This window comes from Haladaptatus sp. AB643 (assembly GCF_024136975.1).
Lineage (GTDB): Archaea > Halobacteriota > Halobacteria > Halobacteriales > Haladaptataceae > Haladaptatus.
This window is the reverse complement of record NZ_JAMYJW010000010.1, coordinates 29,545-48,359: the sequence shown is the minus strand read 5'-3', so window position 1 is coordinate 48,359 and position 18,815 is coordinate 29,545. Positions and strand designations below refer to the sequence as shown.

The window sequence follows — 18,815 nt, the reverse complement described above, 5'->3', positions numbered from 1 at the left end:
CTGGATTTCGAGCATCGGAGTGAGGCGGATTCTCAGAAACGCCGTGCGATTTCGTAGGCGAGCGTCGTCGGGAGGAAGACGACGGCGAGAACGAACGTGATTTCGTCCGTCGTCGGCCCGGACCCCGTCCACGCGCTGTAGAAGTAGAGAGCGCCGACGGCGAGCACGCCGACGACCGCCGCGACGTAGTTCGGGTCCGTCCACGAAACGGGGGCGCTATCGGTGGCCATGCTCACCAGTTGGGAATCCTGCATGATGGTTCTTTTCCCGCTCGGAACGTCGAAACACCGAACCACTCAAACCGACGCCCTCCGAGAATTCCGACATGGGCGTCCCACTCGACACGCGGGAGGAACAACTGGACGAAATCGTGGACAGGCTGTACGACGAATATCCCGATGCGACCATCTCGCTGAACTTCTCCAATCGACTCGAACTGCTCATCGCCGTGATGCTCTCGGCCCAATGTACCGACGAGCGCGTGAACAAGGAGACCGAACATCTCTTCGAGAAGTACACGTCGGCGGAGGACTTCGCGAACGCCGACGTGGACGAACTCGCGGAGGATTTGAACTCCATCACCTACTACAACAACAAGGCGAAGTGGATCAACAGCGCCTGTCAAACCATCATCGAGGAACACGATGGCGAGGTGCCGGACACGATGACCGAACTGACCGACCTCACGGGCGTCGGCCGAAAGACGGCCAACGTCGTGCTCCAGCACGGCCACGACGTGGTCGAAGGCATCGTCGTGGACACCCACGTCCAGCGACTCTCGCGCCGATTGGGGCTGACCGAGGAGAAGACGCCGGAGAAAATCGAGGAGGACTTGATGACGTTCGTCCCCGAGGAGGACTGGCAGTGGCTCACCCACCTTTTCATCAGCCACGGCCGAGCGACCTGTACGGCCCGAAATCCGGACTGTGAGGACTGTATTCTGGAGGACATCTGTCCCTCCTCGAAACTCGACAACGAGGCCGACCTCGCCAGCGGCGAATCGTGGGCGTGAAGGATTAGCGAGTGAGGATACCGGGAAGTACTGTTTTGTACTGAAGCCTATTGCGAGATACTGTTCGGTGACGGTGACTTCGAAACCTCGCTGGCTGAACTCGTCTCGTCGTAGCGACCTTCTTATCCGTCGATTTTCGTCCCGGGGTCTTCCCCGGCCAGAAACGCGCGCACGTCGTCGGGTCCGAAGATTGAGGCCGGTGCGCCGAGTTCGAGCAGCGCGTTCACCTTCCCGGCCATGCCGCCGGTCACGTCGGTGGATTCGCTCTCGCCGATCACGTCCGCGACTTGGTCGTACGACGTAATCTCCGAAATTACGGCGTCGTCCTCGTCCAGCACGCCGGGAACCGTCGAGCAGAACCCGACTCGGTCGGCGTCGAGTTGGCGCGCGACGGACGCGACGAGTTCGTCGCCGCTGACGATGGTGACGCCCTTTCCTTCGTGAACCACGACGTCGCCGTAGAGGACCGGGACGAACCCTTCGCCGAGCATCGTCGCGACTTGTTTGACCGGCAGCGAGAGGTTCGCGTCCGAATCGCGGGATGCGACCGAGAACGGGTGGACCGGGACGGCCGGAACATCGCGTTCGTGGAGGCGGGAGAGGACGAACTGATCGAGGGTTTCCATCGCACCGTGGATGTCGATGACGGCCGCGACGTCGCTGCTGCCGACCGTTTTCGAGACGCCGTGTTGGCTCGCGTGGTGGTGCCCGAAACTCCCGGCACCGTGGACGAGCACGAGGTCGTCCGTCTGGTCACCACTTTTGCTCTCACCCACCGCATCCGCGACGAAGTCCAACATCTCCCCGTCCAACGTGTCGGGGCGGTCCTTGTCCGTGATGACGCTCCCGCCGAGTTTGAGGACGGTGAGGCTCATTCGACGCGCACCCCTTCGGTATCGAGTTCGGCGCGGAAGGCGTCCTCACACCCCGGCGTGAATCGGAGCGCCGTCTTCGTCTCGTCCGTCGGGTCGAGTGCGACGATACAACCGCCGCCACCGGCACCCGTGAGTTTCGCACCGAGCGCACCCGCGTCGCGGGCCGCCCAGACCATGTTGTCGAGCGAGCGCGAGGAGACGCCGAGTGCCTCCAGCAGACCGTGGTTGAAGTTCATGAGCATGCCGAGCTTCTCGATATCGCCGTCGGCGAGCACCTGTTCCCCTTGCCGGACGATGTCGCCGATACTCTCGACGGTCTCCGCCGCGAAGTCGTACTCCTCGCGGAGCGCTCGGACGCCCGCGACGAGTTTCCCGGTGTCGCCAGCACCGCCGTCGAAGCCGACGACGATGGGGAGGTCGGGTGCATCGATCTTCCGGCAGTCGTCGCCCTCGACGCGGACTGCGCCGCCGGTCGCACAGCAGAACGTGTCGGCGCGGGAGGCTTCCCCGTCCTGTACCGCGAGTTCGGCCTGATACGCTCGGTCCGCGAGTTCGTCGCTCGACAGCGCCACGCCAAGTTCGCGGGTCGCGGCGTCTATCGCGGCGACGGTGACCGCGGCCGAGGACCCGAGTCCCGCACCGAGCGGGATGTCGCTCTCGACGGTGATGTCGAAGCCCGCATCCGGCGTGTCGGTCGCGTCGCGGACTTGCTTGACCGACGCGTCGATGTACCCGGTCGCCGCTCGGACGAGCGACTCGGAGACGTTCACGTCCGGTGTCTCGTCGGCACCACGGCCGTACTCGATGGTGAACCCATCGAGACTCAAATCCTCGGCGTTGACGCGCAACCGGTCGTCATCGCGCAGTTCGACGGTCACTGTCGCTCGGCGTTCGATTGCACACGGGACGGCAGGTTCGCCGTAGACGACGGCGTGTTCCCCGAAGAGATACACTTTCCCGGGGGCGCTGGAAACGGTCATGTTCGTGGCTCCGCACCGGGAGATAACAGGGTTTTCGGACTCCGGTCCGCTCACGGCGGACAGGGCTCCGGACGGATTCGAAATTCATCGTACAATCGTCCGAAATGAAGCTGTTCGAACCGGATCTCCCCGCAGTCGGTCGCGTTGCATCAGACCCAAAATATATACTGATTGGTTGTATCCGTTCGAACACATAATCTATCCATGGCAACTGAACAATCGGTACGAAACGAAATCTACCCCGGCGGCGACCTCGATGCTGGTGCGTTTTGGCGTCACGCGTTCGAAGGTCTCGTCACGAGACTGCCCGAGCCAGTGTTCGTCGTGGACGAGCACGGAACCATCACCTACTGGAACTCCGGTGCGGAGGAACTGACGGGCTACTCCGCGAGTCGCGCGATCGGCATGCCCTCCTACGAACTGTTCGGGACGGACGGTCAAGACGAAACGCTCGCCGAAACGGTAGTTCGAACCGGCCAAGTCGTCCGAGAGTCGGATATTCGTACGGCGTCCACGGCGAGTGGCGGGACGATTCACGGACGCGCGCTCGCCGTTCCGATCACCACCCCGGACGGTGAGACGGTCGGTGCCGTCGAAGTCATCACCCGCGTCACCGAACTCATCGAACAGCGTGAAGCCGTCCGAGGGTTGCAACAACAGATGTCCGAAGAGGTCGAAGGAGCGGTTGCCGAACTCCGCGATTCCGCCGCGGACGTCGCGGAGGATTCCCAGTCCATCCGGGAGCTAACTCGTGACCAATCCGATAACCTCGGCGACGTTCAGTCGGAAGTCGCCACCTTCAGCGCGACCATCGAGGAGATAGCCGCCAGTTCCGAGGAGGTCAGTAGTCAAAGCACCGAGACCAAAACGCTTGCCGAAACGTCAGCCGACGCGGCGGCCGACACGCTCGCCACGGTCGACGAGGTTTCCGAGAGCGCGGAGGAAGTCGTCACCGACGCGGGCGAACTCGAAAACCGCATCGACGAGATCGACGAAATCGTCGAAGTCATCGATAACATCGCGAAACAGACCAACCTCCTCGCGCTCAACGCCAACATCGAGGCCGCACGCGCCGGGTCGGAAGGTGACGGTTTCGCCGTCGTCGCAAACGAGATCAAGGACCTCGCCGAGCAGTCCAAAGAGCGCGTCGATCAGATCGAATCCATCGTCGGCGACATCCGCGAAACCGCGCTCGACACGGTCGAAAGCATAGAGGAGACGAACGATGGTATCGTCACCGCGACCGAAGAAATCGAAACTGTCGTCGAAAATCAGCAGTCGATCGTCTCCGCGATTCAGGAGACCGATGTGGGAATCACCGAAATCGCCGACGCGACCGACGAACAGGCCGCCAGCGCCGAGGAAATCGCGAGCATCATCGATAACAGCGTCCATCGAAGCGAGAACGTCTCCGATTCGGTCGAGCGCATCGCCACGGCAAACGAACAGCAGACCGAGATGGTCGCCGACTTGGAACAGCGGATTCACTCCCTCGAAGCCGAAATCGAGCAGTCGCTGAACTGAATCCTGGACTTCTTTTCCACCGTCATCAGAATACTACCCCGAAATCACTGACTCTCGAACACCGTCGCTATCGACCATCGAGTTCGGAAAAGGCACAAATCGTGTCGAAAACGGCGTTTAAATCTCGCTCTCGAAGTCGTCGAGCGAGTAGGCTGGTTCGGCACCGCGGCGGTCGAGCGTCTCGTTGGCGAGCAGCCAGTAGACGACCGACAGCGCCTTGCGACCTTTGTTGTTCGTCGGGACGACGAGGTCCACGTTGCTCGTGGAGTTGTTGGAGTCACACATCGCGATGACGGGGATGCCAACCGTGATGGCCTCCTTGACCGCCTGTGCGTCTCCGATGGGGTCCGTGACGACCACGACGTCCGGCTCGATGTAGCCGTCGTATTTCGGGTTCGTCAGCGTACCCGGGATGAATCGACCCGTGCGGGCACGTGCGCCGACGGCGTCGGCGAACTTCTCGGCCGGGAAGCGACCGTACTGGCGCGAGGACGTGACCAGAATCTGCTCCGGGTTGTAGTCGGCGAGGAAGTTCGCCGCCGTACGGATTCGCTGGTCGGTCTTGCTCACGTCGAGGACGTACAGGCCGTCCGTGCGAACGCGGTGGATGAACCGCTCCATGTCCTCGGTCTTCTGCTGGGTACCGATGTGGACACCTGCGCCGAGGTAGTCCTCGACGGGAATGAGGAGGTCCGCCTCCTCGTCTCCGAGGACGTCCTCGTCGAACTGCGGTTCTTCTTCTTCGGTCTCGTCCGCCTGTGCGGCGACGTCGTCGTCAGGGTCGACGTCCGGTTCCGCACCGGACTCGCCGGTCGGTTCCGCGTCGATCTCCTCTTCCGCGGCGTCGAGACCGTCCGTTTCTTCTTCTACCTGTTCGGATTCGTTATCGCTCATAATCGTGATACGTTCTGCTCGATTCGGATGAGTTCGTTGAGCTTTGCGGTTCGCTCGCCGCTGACTGCGCCCGTCTTGATGAACGGTGCGTCGGTCGCCACGGCGAGGTGTGCAATCGTCGTGTCCTCGGTTTCGCCACTACGGTGCGAGATGACCGGGTCGTACCCGTTCTCGACTGCCAGTTCGACGGCGTCGAACGCGTCCGAAAGCGTGCCGATCTGGTTCGGCTTGATGAGGATGCTGTTTCCGGAACCCTTCTCGATGCCCTCGGAGAGTCGCTCGACGTTGGTGACGAACAGGTCGTCACCACAAATCAGCGTCTTGTCGCCGACTTTCTCGGTGAGTTTGGCGAAGCCGTCGTAATCGTTCTCGTCCAACGGGTCCTCGACGTATGCGAGGTCGTACTCGTTCACGAGGTCCGCGAGGTACTCGATCTGTTCGTCGGTCGAGCGCGTTTGATCGCGGTACTGATACTCGTCCGCGTCGGCATCGTACATCTCGGCTGCGGCCACGTCGATGCCGAATCGAATCTCGAATCCGAACTCGTCGGAAACGGTCGAAACGGCTTCCTCCATGACTTCGAACGCGTCGTCGTCGTCGATCGACGGTGCCCACGCGCCTTCGTCACCCTTCGCGACGGGAATACCGCGTTCGTCGAGGATGTCCGCGACCGCCTGGTGGACGGCCGCGTTGGCGAACACCGCGTCTTGGACGCTCGGCGCACCGACTGGTGCGGAGAGGAACTCCTGAATCGCCGTGGCGTCGGCGGCGTGTTCGCCACCCCCGATGACGTTCCCGAATGGGATCGGGTAATTGTCGCCACGGAACGCACCGCCGAGGTGCTGATACAGGGGTGCACCGAGCACGTCCGCCGCAGCCTTCGCGGCGGCCATGCTGATGGCGACGGCGCTGTTCGCGCCGATCTCGGAGAAGTTGTCCGTCCCGTCCGCAGCGCGAAGGGTACGGTCCACGTCACGCTGGTCGCCGACGAAGACGTTCCCTTCGAGCCGTGGGACCGCATGCTCGCGAGCGGAGGCGATCGCCTCACTCGTATCGAGTTCGATCGCTTCGTACTCGCCCGTGCTCGCGCCGCTGGGTGCGGCTGCACGACCGAATCCGCCGCTCTCGGTCAACACGTCAGCTTCGACCGTCGTGTTGCCACGCGAATCGAGTATCTGACGGAGCCGAACGTTCTCGATGCGCGTCATTCTGCCCCCTCACGTCGAACCGAGAACGGTAGGACGCCAGCGTCGTACTCCTCTGCCGCGATGAGTATCGGCTGGGACTCCTCCGTTTCGACGAGAACGGGTGCGCCGTACGACACCTGCAGTGCACGTGCACCGAGGATTCGGGCTTTTTCGTATCGGGAGTATTGTTGTTGGGGCATTACTGATAGGGTGCGACGATGTCCACGAGGTCTTTGTGTGCGACGAGCATCCGTCGGCAGCAGTGGCGTTCGACACCGAGGTCGTCGAGGACCTTACCGGGGTCTTCGTTACCCATCTGCGTCTCGGCGCGCGCCTTGTACTCCTGCCAGTGTTCGCTCACTACGTTACCACACGTGAAACACCGGACTGGAATCATCATGGGTTGATCACCTTAACGGTAGGACTTCTGGTAGCGGGCGCGGGCACCGGGTCCACCCCACTTCTTCGGTTCGGACTGGCGGACGTCGTTGACCAGCAGGGAACGGTCGAACTCCATGAACGCGTCACGAAGTTCGGCGTCACCCATATACTGGACGAGGCCGCGAGCGATGGCGGTGCGGACGGCGTCTGCCTGTCCGGTGATGCCGCCACCCGAAACGCTCACTTCCACGTCGACTCCCTCACGCTCGTCGTCCGCGATGCGGAACGGTTCGAGCATCTTGAGGCGAGCCATTTCCGGTTCCACCAGTTCGACTGGCTTCGAGTTGATTCGTACACGACCTTCGCCGTCCGTAACCGTGGCGCGAGCGATGGCCGTCTTCTTCTTTCCGCTCGTGTTCGTTACCATGTGACGTTAGCACCTAGGTAGTCGCTGACTTCGCCCAGCTGGACGAAGCGGATGTTCGAGAGTCGGTCCAACGACGTCCCGTCGAGGACTTCGCCGTCCTCGTCGTACGGGTTGCCGACGTAGACACGCACGTTCTCGAAGGCTTCTCGCCCTCGCGGCTTCTTGTATGGAACCATTCCCCGAATCGCTCGCTTTGCGAGCATGTCCGGACGCTTCGGGTAGTACGGCCCCTGATCGGAGCCGAGGTTGACGCGCGTCTCGAATTTGTCCAGTACGTCCTGTTTGCCGCCGGTGATGATAGCTTGCTCGGCGTTGACGACGGCGACCGTCTCGCCGTCCAACGCACGCTGTGCGACCTTGCTTGCGACGCGACCGAGAATACAGTCGCGTGCGTCGACGACGACATCTGCGTCGAATTCTGCGATACTCATCGAATCACCCGGACGTTGGAACCGCTGGGATTTTGTTCGATTGCCTGTTCGAGTTGGATCGGTTCGCCGTTTGCCTGCTGAATCTTCGTCTCCGCAGTCGACGAGAAGTCGACCGCAGCAACAGTGACGTTCTTCTGCAGGACGCCGCTACCGAGAACCTTACCGGGTACGATGACGGTCTCCTCTTCCTCCGCGTACCGCTCGATGCGGCCGAGGTTGACCTCTGCGTGCGTACTCCGTGGTTTCTCGAGGCGTGCTGCAACGTCGGTCCACACGTCGGCTCCCGAATCACGGGACACCGACTTGAGTTCGGCGATGAGACTACTGAGCCTCGGATTAGTTTTACTCATGCTACTTCCTCCAGTACAGAGAACGGATGCAGGGAGCAGGATTTGAACCTGCGGACTCCTACGAGACAGCGCCCTGAACGCTGCGCCGTTGGCCAGACTTGGCTATCCCTGCACGCTAAGAACACGTGCGTACCCTCGCGGGCAACACAGTGTTGTCCGTGGCCCTTAAAACCACTTTCGATTGTCGAGGCATTTCGTGCCTCGATTTCCGCGGACGGGAAGCGTCCGCGAGTCCGTCGAACTCGGGAGTTGACACTCCCGGTCGAATCGGCGGACACGTCAGGGAGGTTGTAAGGGCCGGTCATGGTTATAGTTGAATTGCCTGTTCGAGTTCGTCCGCACGTTCCGTGAGCGAATCGACGGCCTGTGTCACCAGTTCCTCGACGGTGAACGAGCCGTCGCTTTCGACGTGGAACACGAACGCGTTCGGTACGTCGATGACCTCGACTTCCTTACCGGGGAACCGCTGTGTGAGGTCGTGATCGAACGCCTCCGTCGGAACGAGTTCGCCATCGTCTTCGATGACGCCGCGAAGGATTCGCGGCTCTTCCTCCTCGAACTCGTCCCGGTCGCCGACGACTTCGACGCGCTGCAGGTGACGATAGCCGACCGCGACGCCACCTTGGTGTTTGGTGTGTTCCTTACCCGAACCGATCACCGCGTCGGCTTCCAGTTCGAGTCGTTGACCCTCTTTCAGGTCGATGATCGGGATGTTTTCGTCGGCGGGCTGGACCATCTCGTCGGAACTGATGAGGTCGCCCGAGAACGCGGTTCCCGGTCCCGAAACGTCGAGACTGAGCGTTACCGTGTCGCCCTCCTCGAACTCCCCGGGTGGCGTCGTCAGCGGAACGAGTCCGAGTCGCAGTCCGATCTGCTCGTCGAACATCACCGAGGAGTTCTCGATGACTCGGAGCGTATCGATGGACAGCGTCGGAACGTCCGCTATCATCGCTCGGCGAATCCCGTTCGCGAACGCCGGAGTGACGTTACGGACGAGGAATCGCGATTTCCGTTCACCGCGGTCGATGAACTCTACGTCGAAGTCTTCGGTCATGGTTTAGAATCCACTACCTTTCGGTGCGCGGGTACCGTCGTGCGGAATCGGTGTTACGTCTTCGATACGTCCGATTTCGATACCGGCTCGTGCGAGTGCGCGAATCGTCGCCTGCGCACCCGGACCGGGGTTCTGCTGCAGGTTGCCACCGGGGCCACGCACGCGAATGTGCAGGCCGTCGATGCCAGCCGCTTTGACCTCTTCGGCAACCGTTTCGGCCATCTGCATGGCCGCGTACGGCGAGGACTCATCACGGTTCTGCTTGACGACCGTCCCACCGGACGACTTCGCGATCGTCTCGGCACCGGTCTGGTCCGTGATGGTGATGATGGTGTTGTTGAACGATGCGTGTACGTGGGCGATGCCCCATTTGTCGTCGTTGTCGCTCATTCGTTACCCTCCGAACGTTCGGGGTGAAGGTCGTCCGCAAGCGGGCTGTGCTCGTCGAAGGCGATGTCGCCTTCCTCGTTGATTTCGACTTTGGCCGAGGGAACCGACACGCGCTGACCGTTCACCGTGACGTGACCGTGCGTGATGAACTGGCGTGCCTGTTTCGGCGTGTGAGCGAGACCCTTTCTGTACGCGACGGTCTGGAGACGGCGCTCCAGCACGTCGGTGATGTCGAGCAGCAGCACGTCGCCGAGTTCGTCGCCATCTCCGAGGATGCCGAGTCGCTTCAAGCGCGACAGGAACTCGCTGCTCTCGTTGACTTCGTCGCCCGAGATGTCGCCGAGAAGAGAACGAGCCTCGCGTCGGTAGTTACGAAGCTCACTCTGTGCTCGCCAGAGCTCTTCTTTGTTCTTCAGACCGTAACGGTCCATCAGACCACGTTCCTCGGCGATACGCTCGCCCTGGAACGGGTGGTTCGGCGTCTCGTAGAACTTGGTGTTCTCACCGGGGAGCGACATTATTCGTCACCCTCCGCTTCTTCGGCCGCTGCTTCCTTGATCTCCTCGACGTTCACGCCGATCGTACCCTCGGTACGACCCGTGGACTTCGTTCGCTGACCGCGAACTTTCTGTCCACGCTTGTGGCGGACGCCTTTGTAGGAGTCGATCATCTGCATCCTGTTCAGGTCCCGACGGCGGGCCATCGACAGGTCGTTACCAGTTTCGTGGGTCGTCTCGCCGGAGAAGTATTCCTTGCGGTGGTTCGTGAGCCACTCAGGAACCTCGTCGGCGTAGTTTTCCACGGCTTCGACGACACTCTCGATGTCGTCCTCGTCGAGGCGGCCGAACGTCGCTGTTCGGTCGACGCCCGCCTCCTCGGCGATAATTCGAGCCGTGCGACGACCGATCCCGTTCATTCCGGCGAGGGATCGCTCTACGGACTTCGTCCCATCGAGGTCTGTTTGCCCGATGCGGACGAAGTACCGAAGGTCGTCGTCATCGTCCTGTGGTTGTTCGGTACTCATAGTTGATTGATTGGAGCGTCGAGGGAGGGATTCGAACCCTCGAGGCTTGACGCCACAGAGTTAGCAACCCTGCGCCGTGGGCCAGACTAGGCTACCTCGACACACTCGTTTGTGTATGTTCGCCCTTCCGGACTCGGGACGCACGTCCCTACAGATGTCTGCACTCTATTCTATCGGGGGTTACTATTTAAACGCAACGAATGACTTTCGAACAGTACGGTAAACCGCCGCAAGGGGCACCGAGACTAGATACGCGCCGATGAAAAACGGTATCCAGAACACCCACAGTTCGAGCGTCGGAAACAGGTGACTTCCGTACGCACTCCCCAACGTCAACGCGAAGTAACCCGGCAACGCGAGCGGTGTCATCAGTCTGGCATCAACCGCACCGAGAACCAGCGGGACGACTAACAGGAGATACCATCCCCAAACCGCCCGCCCGGCGAGTATTCGTCGAACGGCCGGATTTCGGCTCTGCTTCATGTTGATCGCCCTCCTCGCCGCTTGATTCCGTGACGGGAGAGCAAGTCGGTCGCTGCTGCGTTCTCCCATCGCGCTCTCGTATCCGTGTCGAGCAGAAACTTCGTCGTCTCGACGATGTACCCCGGTCTGCCGAGGTCACCCGCGACTTTGTGCACGAGCATCGGCCTCGATCCGTCAAGTTCGCCACCCCGACGATACTCGTGAAACGGCATGTACCACGGGACGACGCTCCCGTTCAACTGCTCCGCCGTCCGTTTTGCATATTCGGGTGCCGGATCCGAATCGGTCGGCCAGATCACCTGTCCCACCGACGACTCGTGATAGCCGTAAATGCCGAGCGAACGGTGTAGGTCGAGCACCATCTCCGGGTCGTGTCGTTCGACCACTCCCCAAATGGCTCGCGCCAACTTCGTCTTCGGCTCTTCACCGCTCGGGAACTGTCGGTTCAAGTCCCCGTGTGCACCTTCGCGCCGGTTCTTTCGAATCGCCACTCGGTTCGCCTTCGGAAGGACGACCAGTTTTCCACGTTCGATTTTCCAGCGGGCGATCTCGCTCGCGGCCCGATACCCACACCGTTCGTCGCCGTGGATCCCCCCAACGACCAACACCGTCGGGCCATCGCGTACTCCTTCCCGCACGAACACGCCCGTCTCGTACTTCGTTCCCGGGAGAAGACGATACGTCGGGTCGAGCGTTGCCTGCCCACCCCCACTAGCGGCTACCGACAGCAGCGTACTTCCAGCGAGAAGCGTACCCGTCCTCGCGAGTAGTGTCCGGCGTCGCATACGAGAAGCGCCGCAGGCAACTATCATCAACCTTGTCGCCCCTCGCGTGCGCGAAGAAGAAAAAGAAGCGATAAATAAAACAGGATCAGGCGTCGATGTACTGGTCGTCGATGTAGCGGTCGTTTATCTCCCACTCACCGTCGTCGTTCTGGATCATGTACTCACCGTAGTAGGGAACCCGATTTGCGACGGTCTCACGGAACGCCGTTCGAATCTCCGGTTTCGTCATCTCTCCCATCGGTCGGAGGTCGTCGTTACGGTTCAGACACCCTTTAAGGAATCCTTCGTGCGTGACGCGCACGCGATGACAGTTTGCACAGAAGCTTGGATTCTCGACAGGGTCCACGATTTCCACCATCCCCTCCCCGACCCAGTACCGTCTTCGACCGTGCATCTCACGGATTTCGACCTCGTCAGCCTGCTCTTCGAGCCAATCGTGCACTCGCTGGATATCGATTGCCCATTCGGGATTGCCCGTCAACTCGGGCATGTACTCGATGAGCTGCAACTGCAGCCCATCGTTTTCCGCGACGTGCTCGACCATCTTGGGAACGTAGCCCGCCGTCGCCTCGAATACGACCATATTGAGTTTTACCGGTTCGAGTCCCGCGTCGAGTGCCGCTTCGACACCTTCGAGCACTTTGTCGTACGCGCCGCTGTTGGTCACCTCGGCGAACGCTTTCGGGTCGAGGGCATCCTGTGACACGTTCACCCGGGATAAGCCCGCCTCACGGAGTGCCTCCGCCCGTCCCGGGAGAAACGTCCCGTTCGTCGTGAGCGAGGTTTCCATCTCGTCTGGAGTCCGTCGAATGATCTCCTCTAAATCCTCCCGGAGCATCGGCTCGCCACCGGTGAACTTCACTTTCCCGACGCCGAACTCGCGGGCGACTTCCAGAAATCGAATCACGTCGTCGGTACTCATCTCGTCGTCGCCCGGTTCCATCGGGCCACGCGTGTCACCCAGGCCTTCGTTGTGACAGTAAACGCAATCGAAATTACACCGGTCGGTCAGTGAAACACGTACCCCCGTGACTTCACGCCCGAACGAATCTTCGAGCATCACTCACTTTTTGGTCCGAGTATTCTTAAAGTCGTGGGCGGGTGTATCCGAAACGTAACTGAATGTGGTTACCAGCTACTGAAGGGCTAGCGAAAATCAGCCACGAAGCGTTCGGTTCACTGTCATCATCCACGAGGACACCATCGGGTTCACAAGCCTTATCGACATATCGTACCCTATCATCATCACATGGATGAAACAGACGTTCGAGAGATTCTCCGAACGGTTCAGGACCCGGACCTCGGCGAGGATATCGTCTCCCTCGGCCTCGTCAACGATATCACCGTCGAGGACGGTATCGCACAGATCTCGCTCGCACTCGGCGCACCCTACGCCCCCCATGAATCCGAAATCGCAAATCGCGTCCGCGAGGCGCTCGCCGATGAGGGGCTAGAGGCCGAACTCTCCGCTCGTGTCGATACCGAACTCTCCCCCGAGGAGCAGGTCCTTCCCGGCGTCAAAAACATCATCGCAGTCGCTTCCGGAAAGGGTGGCGTCGGCAAGAGCACCGTCGCAGTTAACCTCGCCGCAGGACTGGCGAAACTCGGCGCACGCGTCGGCCTCTTCGACGCCGACGTGTACGGCCCGAACGTCCCTCGAATGGTCGATGCCACCGAGCGACCACGAGCGACCGAGGAACAGAAACTCGTTCCGCCGGTGAAGTTCGGCGTGAAACTGATGAGCATGGCCTTCCTCACCGGCAAGGACGACCCCGTCATTTGGCGCGGCCCGATGGTCCACAAAGTGCTCACACAACTCTGGGAGGACGTCGAATGGGGAGAACTCGACTACATGGTCGTCGACCTGCCGCCCGGAACAGGGGACACACAGCTCACCCTTCTCCAGAGCGTCCCCGTCACCGGTGCTGTCATCGTCACGACACCCCAGCAAGTCGCACTCGACGACGCGAACAAAGGACTCCAGATGTTCGGCAAGCACGACACGGCCGTCCTCGGCATCGCCGAGAACATGAGCACGTTCAAATGTCCGGACTGCGGCAGCGAACACGACATCTTCGGCCACGGCGGCGGTGCCGCGTTCGCCGAAGAACACGACATGCCCTTCCTCGGGTCGATTCCGCTCGACCCCTCCGTCCGCAGCGGCGGCGACGAAGGAACCCCCATCGTCCTCGACGACGAGACCGAAACCGGTGACTCCTTCCGAACCCTCACCGAGAACGTCGCCAACAACGTCGGCATCATCAACCGCCGCCGACAGCAGCAGGAATAAGCGATGGCAGGCGAAACAGAATTCGAACCGGACGAAGAGCGAATGAAAACGCTCCGCGACATCGCCGACGACATCCGCGGCGAGTCGAGCGAGAGCAGGTTGGTCGCCGCGATGCTCTACCGCGTGAGCGACCTGTTCGACCCGAACGAGGAGACGACGCCGCGCGACATCTTCCTCAACATGCGGACGATCATCCGGACGAAAGACGCCGGTGGCAAGGGAAAGTAGGCGGGACTCATTCGGCACTCAGCGCCACCGCCAGACGAACAGTAATCCGATGAACAGGGCCGGGGTGAAGTAGATGATCGGGATACCTCCCACTTCTTGATTTCCACTGAGTTTCTCGGCGGGACCCTGGGAGTACGTGTCGTTCGTGTAATGGTAGTGGTTGCTCATCCACGTCGGGCGAACGGGTTGGAACGATTCGTTCCACTGCTCGGTTTCCTCGCCAGCTTTCCCGGCGAATCCGACTTGATCTATCCCGCCGCTCTTCTTCGTCAGGTTGCCCGTGTAGAGGCGTGCCTCCCCCGCTATTTTCGTATCTTCTTTGTCGAGGAGTTCGACTTTGATCCGAGTGGAGTTGTGCGGTTGTGGGGATGGCACATAGAAACTACCGTCCGTACCGAGCGTGTGAACGAACAATTTCGTTGAATATCGACGCATGGATGGGTTGACTATGGTGACGTACGCGACAGATGATGGCTTTCCGTCGATGGTTCCATCAGCCACCGTGACGTTCGCGATATAAGGAGTTGGAATTTTAGTTGTAGCAGAGGCATTTATTTTCTCGGTAATGTTGTAATTTGTTAGGTTACCATATGTTGAAATGGTTATTGAGTGGTTGTCCTTAATAACGTCTAACGCCTTTGTGAATTCCATATTTCGTTCGACATGCTCTCCAGGTTTGAGATCAAAGAATTCCCTTTGAAATCGAGTATCATCCACGAGAACGATATAACCAGAGTCGATCAGGTATTCTGATGTGGGATTATATATGTCCATGTGAAGATGGTTCTTAGAACGATTTATTTTGATACATGCACCCCGTGATGAGTGAATAACTCGATTATTTCCCTCTGTAGAAACAGGACAATTGGAGGAAGGAGTTGAGCTAGCGCTCCCACTCGAAACAACAGTCGCTGCCAAAACTAAAACTATAATACAAATCAGACGTTTTTTCCGTCTCATACCTCCGAGTTGATGTTTTATAATATATAAAATTAATGTGTTACTTCGTGTAGTGCAATCCTTTGTCGCCTGTATCACCCTCTTTTTTGTGTCGTGAGTTGAGTAGTTTCCTAATCTTATATTTTGTTACAAACTTGTGATACGACTCGTGGACGATCTTGCTACCGACTGACTCATTCTTGATCTTGCCGTTCTGTGTGACGTACTGCTGAACGACATCGACTTTCGCAGTAACGTACGTCTTGAGGACGGTATCGCCCTCTAGATGAACATCTGAAGTCGTCGTTTTCGATCCAGTCTGTTTCTTCAGGTCCCACCGTACGTTTGGCTGTGCCTTTCCAACTTGCCAGCCATCTAGTTGGGAGTACGACATTGCAAGGTCCAATTTCGTCGTCGTCAGTTTATCTTGCCACTCGTACTGCGCATCCCGAACTTTCTTTCTCGTTTGGACGTCGTAGGTGTAGTCGACATCCGTGTGCTGCTCCTTGTATTTGTAATAGTACTGCGTCTCGTATTGCGCATCCTCGACCTTCCGTCGTTTCTGCTTCCCAGTCGCCCAATCGTCGTAGTGGAACTTCTGGTACGACCAATAATAATCCGTCTCGGTGACGGTATACGTGTAGTACTCGGTCGTCGTGTAGGTTCTGGTGACCGTATCCGTGTAGGTGTACTGCTTCGGCACCTCCATGCAGATACCATACCGGCTACACTGCATGACGTATTTTGTCCCCGTTTTGGTCACGGTGACAGTTTTCCGCTTTCTCACCGTTTTCGTCCCTGTTTTCTGCACGTCGTGTCTGTGTGCGTACTGGTTCAGCATCCGATATTGTGCCGGGGACGTCTGCACCCGCCGGGTGTCACCCGTGAACGTCCCTTTTCCGGATTTCGAGTCACGCCACTCGTGTTCCGTCGTCGTGTACGTCCGTTTTTTCGCCGTCCGACCGTTGGACCACCAGTCCGGGTGTACCTGGAGAAATGCGGACTGTTGTAGCTTGGTCGAGAAGCTTCGATCGACGTCTTTGTATTTCGCATCCGCAACCTTCGTCCGCTTTTGAATCGCATACTCGAATCCGTCCCGCGTTTTCTCGTCCACCGAATAGCCGTTCGAGAGATACTGGTCACGTTTCGTCGGTGATTTAGTTGTCTTCCAGTCGTAAATTGGTTGATTCACCAAGTAGCTCGTATCCTTGATTTTGGGGTTCGTCCATCGTTTCCCGTAGTTTCTGTACACTGTGACGTCGGGGATATCCACCTCTTTGTACGTCTCTGGCTTGTTTTCGTTGTATACTCGGATTTTCGCTTTCCCGTTCGTCTGGAACAACTCCGAGGCAGGGATTTCCACGATTCCGGTATACATTCGAACCTCCCCACTCTTCTCGTTGACAGATTTGTTTTTGTCCATTACATCTTGTTTTTTCCATTCTGCAACGGAACCAGATGCGCCCTTAACATCGATGCCCAAATGGTAATTATATTGATATCTGTTCTTACTGAATTGGAATCCATTTGTTGTCACTCGAAGTCTGACGGTATCGTTCGGTTTGTAAGGACCGTTTGAGACTTCCTTAACCGATTGAACATTTGGCACATAATCATTGAGGTAATTGAACCTCTTTTTCGCCGTTAGGCCATATCGATCCTTAATCTTCAATTCCGCAAATCTGATTGATGAAAATTTTGCTGTTTTATTGTCTGCAGTGATTGGTTGAGCACCTTTCATCCAGACATATCTCAATTTTGTATGATCTGGGTCAAACGAACCGCTCGCGTCTACAACAATACCCCAGTTATATGGTCTGTATCCGCTTGTGCCATCATTGGTGACGTCCAACCGGATTTCTGGAGGAGAGGGAGTTACGTGAAGCGTAGATTTGCTATACAGCTTTTCACTCATCTGCTCCCTTTTACCATTCAAAACAAAATATCTGGAGTTAATATTGTATTTGCCAGGATGATTGCCTGCAATATCTTCCTTAACAACCAATACCCCTTCGTCTGTGCTTCTGCTCTTAGATAGATCATGGATATCTGGATTCACATTTGAGTCTGCTATTTGTACGCTACTAGGATCCACTCCGTTCAATTTGATCTTCGTCACGTGATGTGCAGTATATCGTTTCGGATCGATTCGCGTATTATACGAATCCACGTCGTTGTTGATGAATCCGGATTGAACGATCTCCGGCATTTTCGAGGGGGTTATCGTCCGCGTGAGCGTCGTTGTCTGCCCGCGTGTGTCAACTGCGGAGACGGTGAGCGTATACTTCTTACCGGGCTTGAAATCCTTCGAGTCGAACGACACTGTTCGATGGCGCTGCATCCCACCGGGTGTGGTGGCGTCCATTTTCGTGCGTCCGATTTCCTTGCCGCCGAGTTTGACGTGAACTGACTTCAAGTTCGCATACGCGTCAGTCGCATACGCACGGCCAGAGACGGAACCGAAGCTATCGAAAGAGGGTAACTTGACGGTCGGTTTTGGATCGGCTGTGACAGTCGTCGTTCCATCCGAAAAGCGTGCGATGGTACGGGAACCATCCGAATAGGTGACAAGAGCATACAACGAATGGTCTCCGGGTTTCCACTTCGTCGTCAGTGTCCGACCGGTACCGAGTCGCGCACTGTCACCGAACCACGTGATCGAGCGTACCTGCGACGATGTAACCGTGGATTGGATGCTGTAGGTTCCTCGGAGCGGTGTAGTACCGGTGATCAATTCGTCCCCGGAAATAGTGGGTGAGAACCGATCCGCGAGTGTATCCCGTGGTACTGATGGTGGGGAACGATTCGCTTGGACGGAGATACGCAGCGTGTCAGTGTCGGTCTGACCGTCCGTATCGTACGCCGTCGCCGTGACGGTCCGCGTTCCTGTGTTCGAAAACGTTCGTGTGAGGGTTTCAGCATCGTTCCCGCCGGAAAGGGAGTCCGTGGCGGCCGTTTTTCCGTCGAGCGACCACACCACGTGGTCGAGGGGTGCCGCACCGGCATCGACGGTTACGGAGTACACCGACTGTTCGCCGACGTGTGGGTTTTGTGGACCGGACACGTCGACAGATGGGCCGTCTCCCGGGGTGACGGTTACGTACAACGTGTCGTGACTGCTCGTCCCGTCCTCGTCGGTAACCGTCAGGGAAACCGCGTATCGTCCGACTTCGTTCGGGTGAAACCGGGTCTGCGGACACGTTCGACAGTTCGGCGTGATTGTTCGTCCGTCCGGGGTTCGTATCGACCATTCGTATCGCTCGATGCGGCCGTCCGGGTCGTGTGATCCGGAGGCATCGAGGAGGACCGTGCTTCCGCGCGCGACGTGCTGGTCGAGTCCAGCGTCGGCGAGTGGTGGTTCGTTTGCCGCCGCTATCGTTGGGAAAATCACCGTTGTGAGGAGGAGTACTACCAGGACACTCGAAACGACTCGATGCATGTTATTCGGCCGGTTTTGTGTCCTTTTACTTTAAAAAGTTATTTGATTTATACTCCATCATATATTAAACCATTAACAGATCTGGTGGCTTTGCAACGAGACGGAGATCGCCTTCGCGTTCA

General features: G+C 58.5%; 23 protein-coding genes and 2 tRNA genes. 4 read left to right on the top strand and 21 right to left on the bottom strand.

Annotated elements, in window-relative coordinates:
• Nucleotides 1–32: 32 nt before the first annotated feature.
• Nucleotides 33–254, bottom strand: coding sequence for a hypothetical protein (locus NKF25_RS17800; RefSeq protein ID WP_253227997.1), 222 nt, complete (start codon nucleotides 252–254; stop codon nucleotides 33–35).
• 71 nt (nucleotides 255–325) lie between these two features.
• On the opposite strand from NKF25_RS17800, the gene nth reads away from it, so the two are divergent.
• Nucleotides 326–1,012, top strand: coding sequence for an endonuclease III (gene nth / locus NKF25_RS17795; RefSeq protein WP_253227996.1), 687 nt, complete (start codon nucleotides 326–328; stop codon nucleotides 1,010–1,012).
• 122 nt (nucleotides 1,013–1,134) lie between these two features.
• Here nth and NKF25_RS17790 read toward each other — a convergent pair whose 3' ends face one another.
• Entirely contained in the window at nucleotides 1,135–1,887 is a 753-nt protein-coding gene (locus tag NKF25_RS17790; protein ID WP_253227995.1) for an isopentenyl phosphate kinase, read from the bottom strand.
• Complete coding sequence (gene mvk, locus NKF25_RS17785) at nucleotides 1,884–2,867, bottom strand: mevalonate kinase (protein WP_253227994.1); 984 nt, start codon at nucleotides 2,865–2,867, stop codon at nucleotides 1,884–1,886. The genes NKF25_RS17790 and mvk overlap by 4 nt, the downstream gene beginning before the upstream one ends.
• 204 nt (nucleotides 2,868–3,071) lie before the next feature.
• Here mvk and NKF25_RS17780 point away from each other — a divergent pair, with 204 nt between their 5' ends.
• A complete protein-coding gene (locus NKF25_RS17780) occupies nucleotides 3,072–4,391 on the top strand; it encodes a methyl-accepting chemotaxis protein (RefSeq protein WP_253227993.1) in 1,320 nt (439 codons plus the stop codon).
• 117 nt (nucleotides 4,392–4,508) lie between these two features.
• On the opposite strand, the gene rpsB is transcribed toward NKF25_RS17780, so the two are convergent.
• The 16 genes from rpsB to moaA form a co-directional block, all read right to left on the bottom strand.
• Entirely contained in the window at nucleotides 4,509–5,285 is a 777-nt protein-coding gene (gene rpsB / locus NKF25_RS17775; RefSeq protein WP_066142747.1) for a 30S ribosomal protein S2, read from the bottom strand.
• Entirely contained in the window at nucleotides 5,282–6,493 is a 1,212-nt protein-coding gene (eno, locus tag NKF25_RS17770) for a phosphopyruvate hydratase (protein WP_253227992.1), read from the bottom strand. Before eno ends, rpsB begins: the two co-directional genes overlap by 4 nt.
• Nucleotides 6,490–6,672 carry a DNA-directed RNA polymerase subunit K gene (locus NKF25_RS17765; RefSeq protein WP_066142743.1) on the bottom strand — a complete coding sequence of 61 codons (183 nt, stop codon included), beginning with the start codon at nucleotides 6,670–6,672 and terminating at the stop codon, nucleotides 6,490–6,492. Before NKF25_RS17765 ends, eno begins: the two co-directional genes overlap by 4 nt.
• Nucleotides 6,672–6,872, bottom strand: a complete 201-nt coding sequence (locus NKF25_RS17760; protein WP_018128667.1) for a DNA-directed RNA polymerase subunit N — start codon at nucleotides 6,870–6,872, stop codon at nucleotides 6,672–6,674. The genes NKF25_RS17765 and NKF25_RS17760 overlap by 1 nt, the downstream gene beginning before the upstream one ends.
• A 12-nt stretch (nucleotides 6,873–6,884) precedes the next feature.
• On the bottom strand, nucleotides 6,885–7,280 hold the full coding sequence (locus NKF25_RS17755) for a 30S ribosomal protein S9 (RefSeq protein WP_253227991.1): 396 nt from the start codon (nucleotides 7,278–7,280) through the stop codon (nucleotides 6,885–6,887).
• The gene (locus tag NKF25_RS17750; protein WP_253227990.1) at nucleotides 7,274–7,711 is read right to left on the bottom strand and encodes a 50S ribosomal protein L13; all 438 of its coding nucleotides are present in this window, start codon (nucleotides 7,709–7,711) and stop codon (nucleotides 7,274–7,276) included. Before NKF25_RS17750 ends, NKF25_RS17755 begins: the two co-directional genes overlap by 7 nt.
• Nucleotides 7,708–8,061 (bottom strand): 50S ribosomal protein L18e, encoded by a 354-nt coding sequence (locus tag NKF25_RS17745; protein WP_066142734.1) that lies wholly within the window; start codon nucleotides 8,059–8,061, stop codon nucleotides 7,708–7,710. The genes NKF25_RS17750 and NKF25_RS17745 overlap by 4 nt, the downstream gene beginning before the upstream one ends.
• A gap of 27 nt (nucleotides 8,062–8,088) precedes the next feature.
• Nucleotides 8,089–8,173: transfer RNA gene (locus NKF25_RS17740), tRNA-Leu, on the bottom strand.
• Between the two features lie 195 nt (nucleotides 8,174–8,368).
• Nucleotides 8,369–9,115: a DNA-directed RNA polymerase subunit D gene (locus NKF25_RS17735; RefSeq protein ID WP_253227989.1), complete on the bottom strand. Its 747-nt coding sequence runs from the start codon at nucleotides 9,113–9,115 to the stop codon at nucleotides 8,369–8,371.
• A 3-nt stretch (nucleotides 9,116–9,118) separates the two neighbouring features.
• On the bottom strand, nucleotides 9,119–9,505 hold the full coding sequence (locus tag NKF25_RS17730) for a 30S ribosomal protein S11 (RefSeq protein ID WP_066142728.1): 387 nt from the start codon (nucleotides 9,503–9,505) through the stop codon (nucleotides 9,119–9,121).
• Complete coding sequence (locus NKF25_RS17725; RefSeq protein WP_253227988.1) at nucleotides 9,502–10,023, bottom strand: 30S ribosomal protein S4; 522 nt, start codon at nucleotides 10,021–10,023, stop codon at nucleotides 9,502–9,504. Before NKF25_RS17725 ends, NKF25_RS17730 begins: the two co-directional genes overlap by 4 nt.
• Complete coding sequence (locus NKF25_RS17720; protein ID WP_253227987.1) at nucleotides 10,023–10,529, bottom strand: 30S ribosomal protein S13; 507 nt, start codon at nucleotides 10,527–10,529, stop codon at nucleotides 10,023–10,025. The genes NKF25_RS17725 and NKF25_RS17720 overlap by 1 nt, the downstream gene beginning before the upstream one ends.
• Before the next feature lie 16 nt (nucleotides 10,530–10,545).
• A tRNA-Ser gene (locus tag NKF25_RS17715) sits at nucleotides 10,546–10,630 on the bottom strand.
• A gap of 82 nt (nucleotides 10,631–10,712) precedes the next feature.
• Entirely contained in the window at nucleotides 10,713–11,012 is a 300-nt protein-coding gene (locus NKF25_RS17710; RefSeq protein WP_253227986.1) for a hypothetical protein, read from the bottom strand.
• On the bottom strand, nucleotides 11,009–11,797 hold the full coding sequence (locus NKF25_RS17705; protein WP_253227985.1) for a succinylglutamate desuccinylase/aspartoacylase family protein: 789 nt from the start codon (nucleotides 11,795–11,797) through the stop codon (nucleotides 11,009–11,011). Before NKF25_RS17705 ends, NKF25_RS17710 begins: the two co-directional genes overlap by 4 nt.
• A gap of 85 nt (nucleotides 11,798–11,882) precedes the next feature.
• Nucleotides 11,883–12,857, bottom strand: coding sequence for a GTP 3',8-cyclase MoaA (gene moaA / locus NKF25_RS17700; protein WP_253227984.1), 975 nt, complete (start codon nucleotides 12,855–12,857; stop codon nucleotides 11,883–11,885).
• A gap of 189 nt (nucleotides 12,858–13,046) precedes the next feature.
• Between moaA and NKF25_RS17695 the strand changes: the two genes are divergently transcribed.
• Together NKF25_RS17695 and NKF25_RS17690 are read left to right on the top strand one after the other, a co-directional pair.
• Nucleotides 13,047–14,087, top strand: coding sequence for an Mrp/NBP35 family ATP-binding protein (locus tag NKF25_RS17695; RefSeq protein ID WP_253227983.1), 1,041 nt, complete (start codon nucleotides 13,047–13,049; stop codon nucleotides 14,085–14,087).
• 3 nt (nucleotides 14,088–14,090) lie between these two features.
• Nucleotides 14,091–14,315 (top strand): hypothetical protein, encoded by a 225-nt coding sequence (locus NKF25_RS17690; RefSeq protein ID WP_253227982.1) that lies wholly within the window; start codon nucleotides 14,091–14,093, stop codon nucleotides 14,313–14,315.
• An 18-nt stretch (nucleotides 14,316–14,333) separates the two neighbouring features.
• Here NKF25_RS17690 and NKF25_RS17685 read toward each other — a convergent pair whose 3' ends face one another.
• Nucleotides 14,334–14,690: a hypothetical protein gene (locus NKF25_RS17685; protein WP_253227981.1), complete on the bottom strand. Its 357-nt coding sequence runs from the start codon at nucleotides 14,688–14,690 to the stop codon at nucleotides 14,334–14,336.
• A gap of 625 nt (nucleotides 14,691–15,315) precedes the next feature.
• On the bottom strand, nucleotides 15,316–18,693 hold the full coding sequence (locus NKF25_RS17680) for a PKD domain-containing protein (protein WP_253227980.1): 3,378 nt from the start codon (nucleotides 18,691–18,693) through the stop codon (nucleotides 15,316–15,318).
• Nucleotides 18,694–18,815 lie beyond the last annotated feature (122 nt).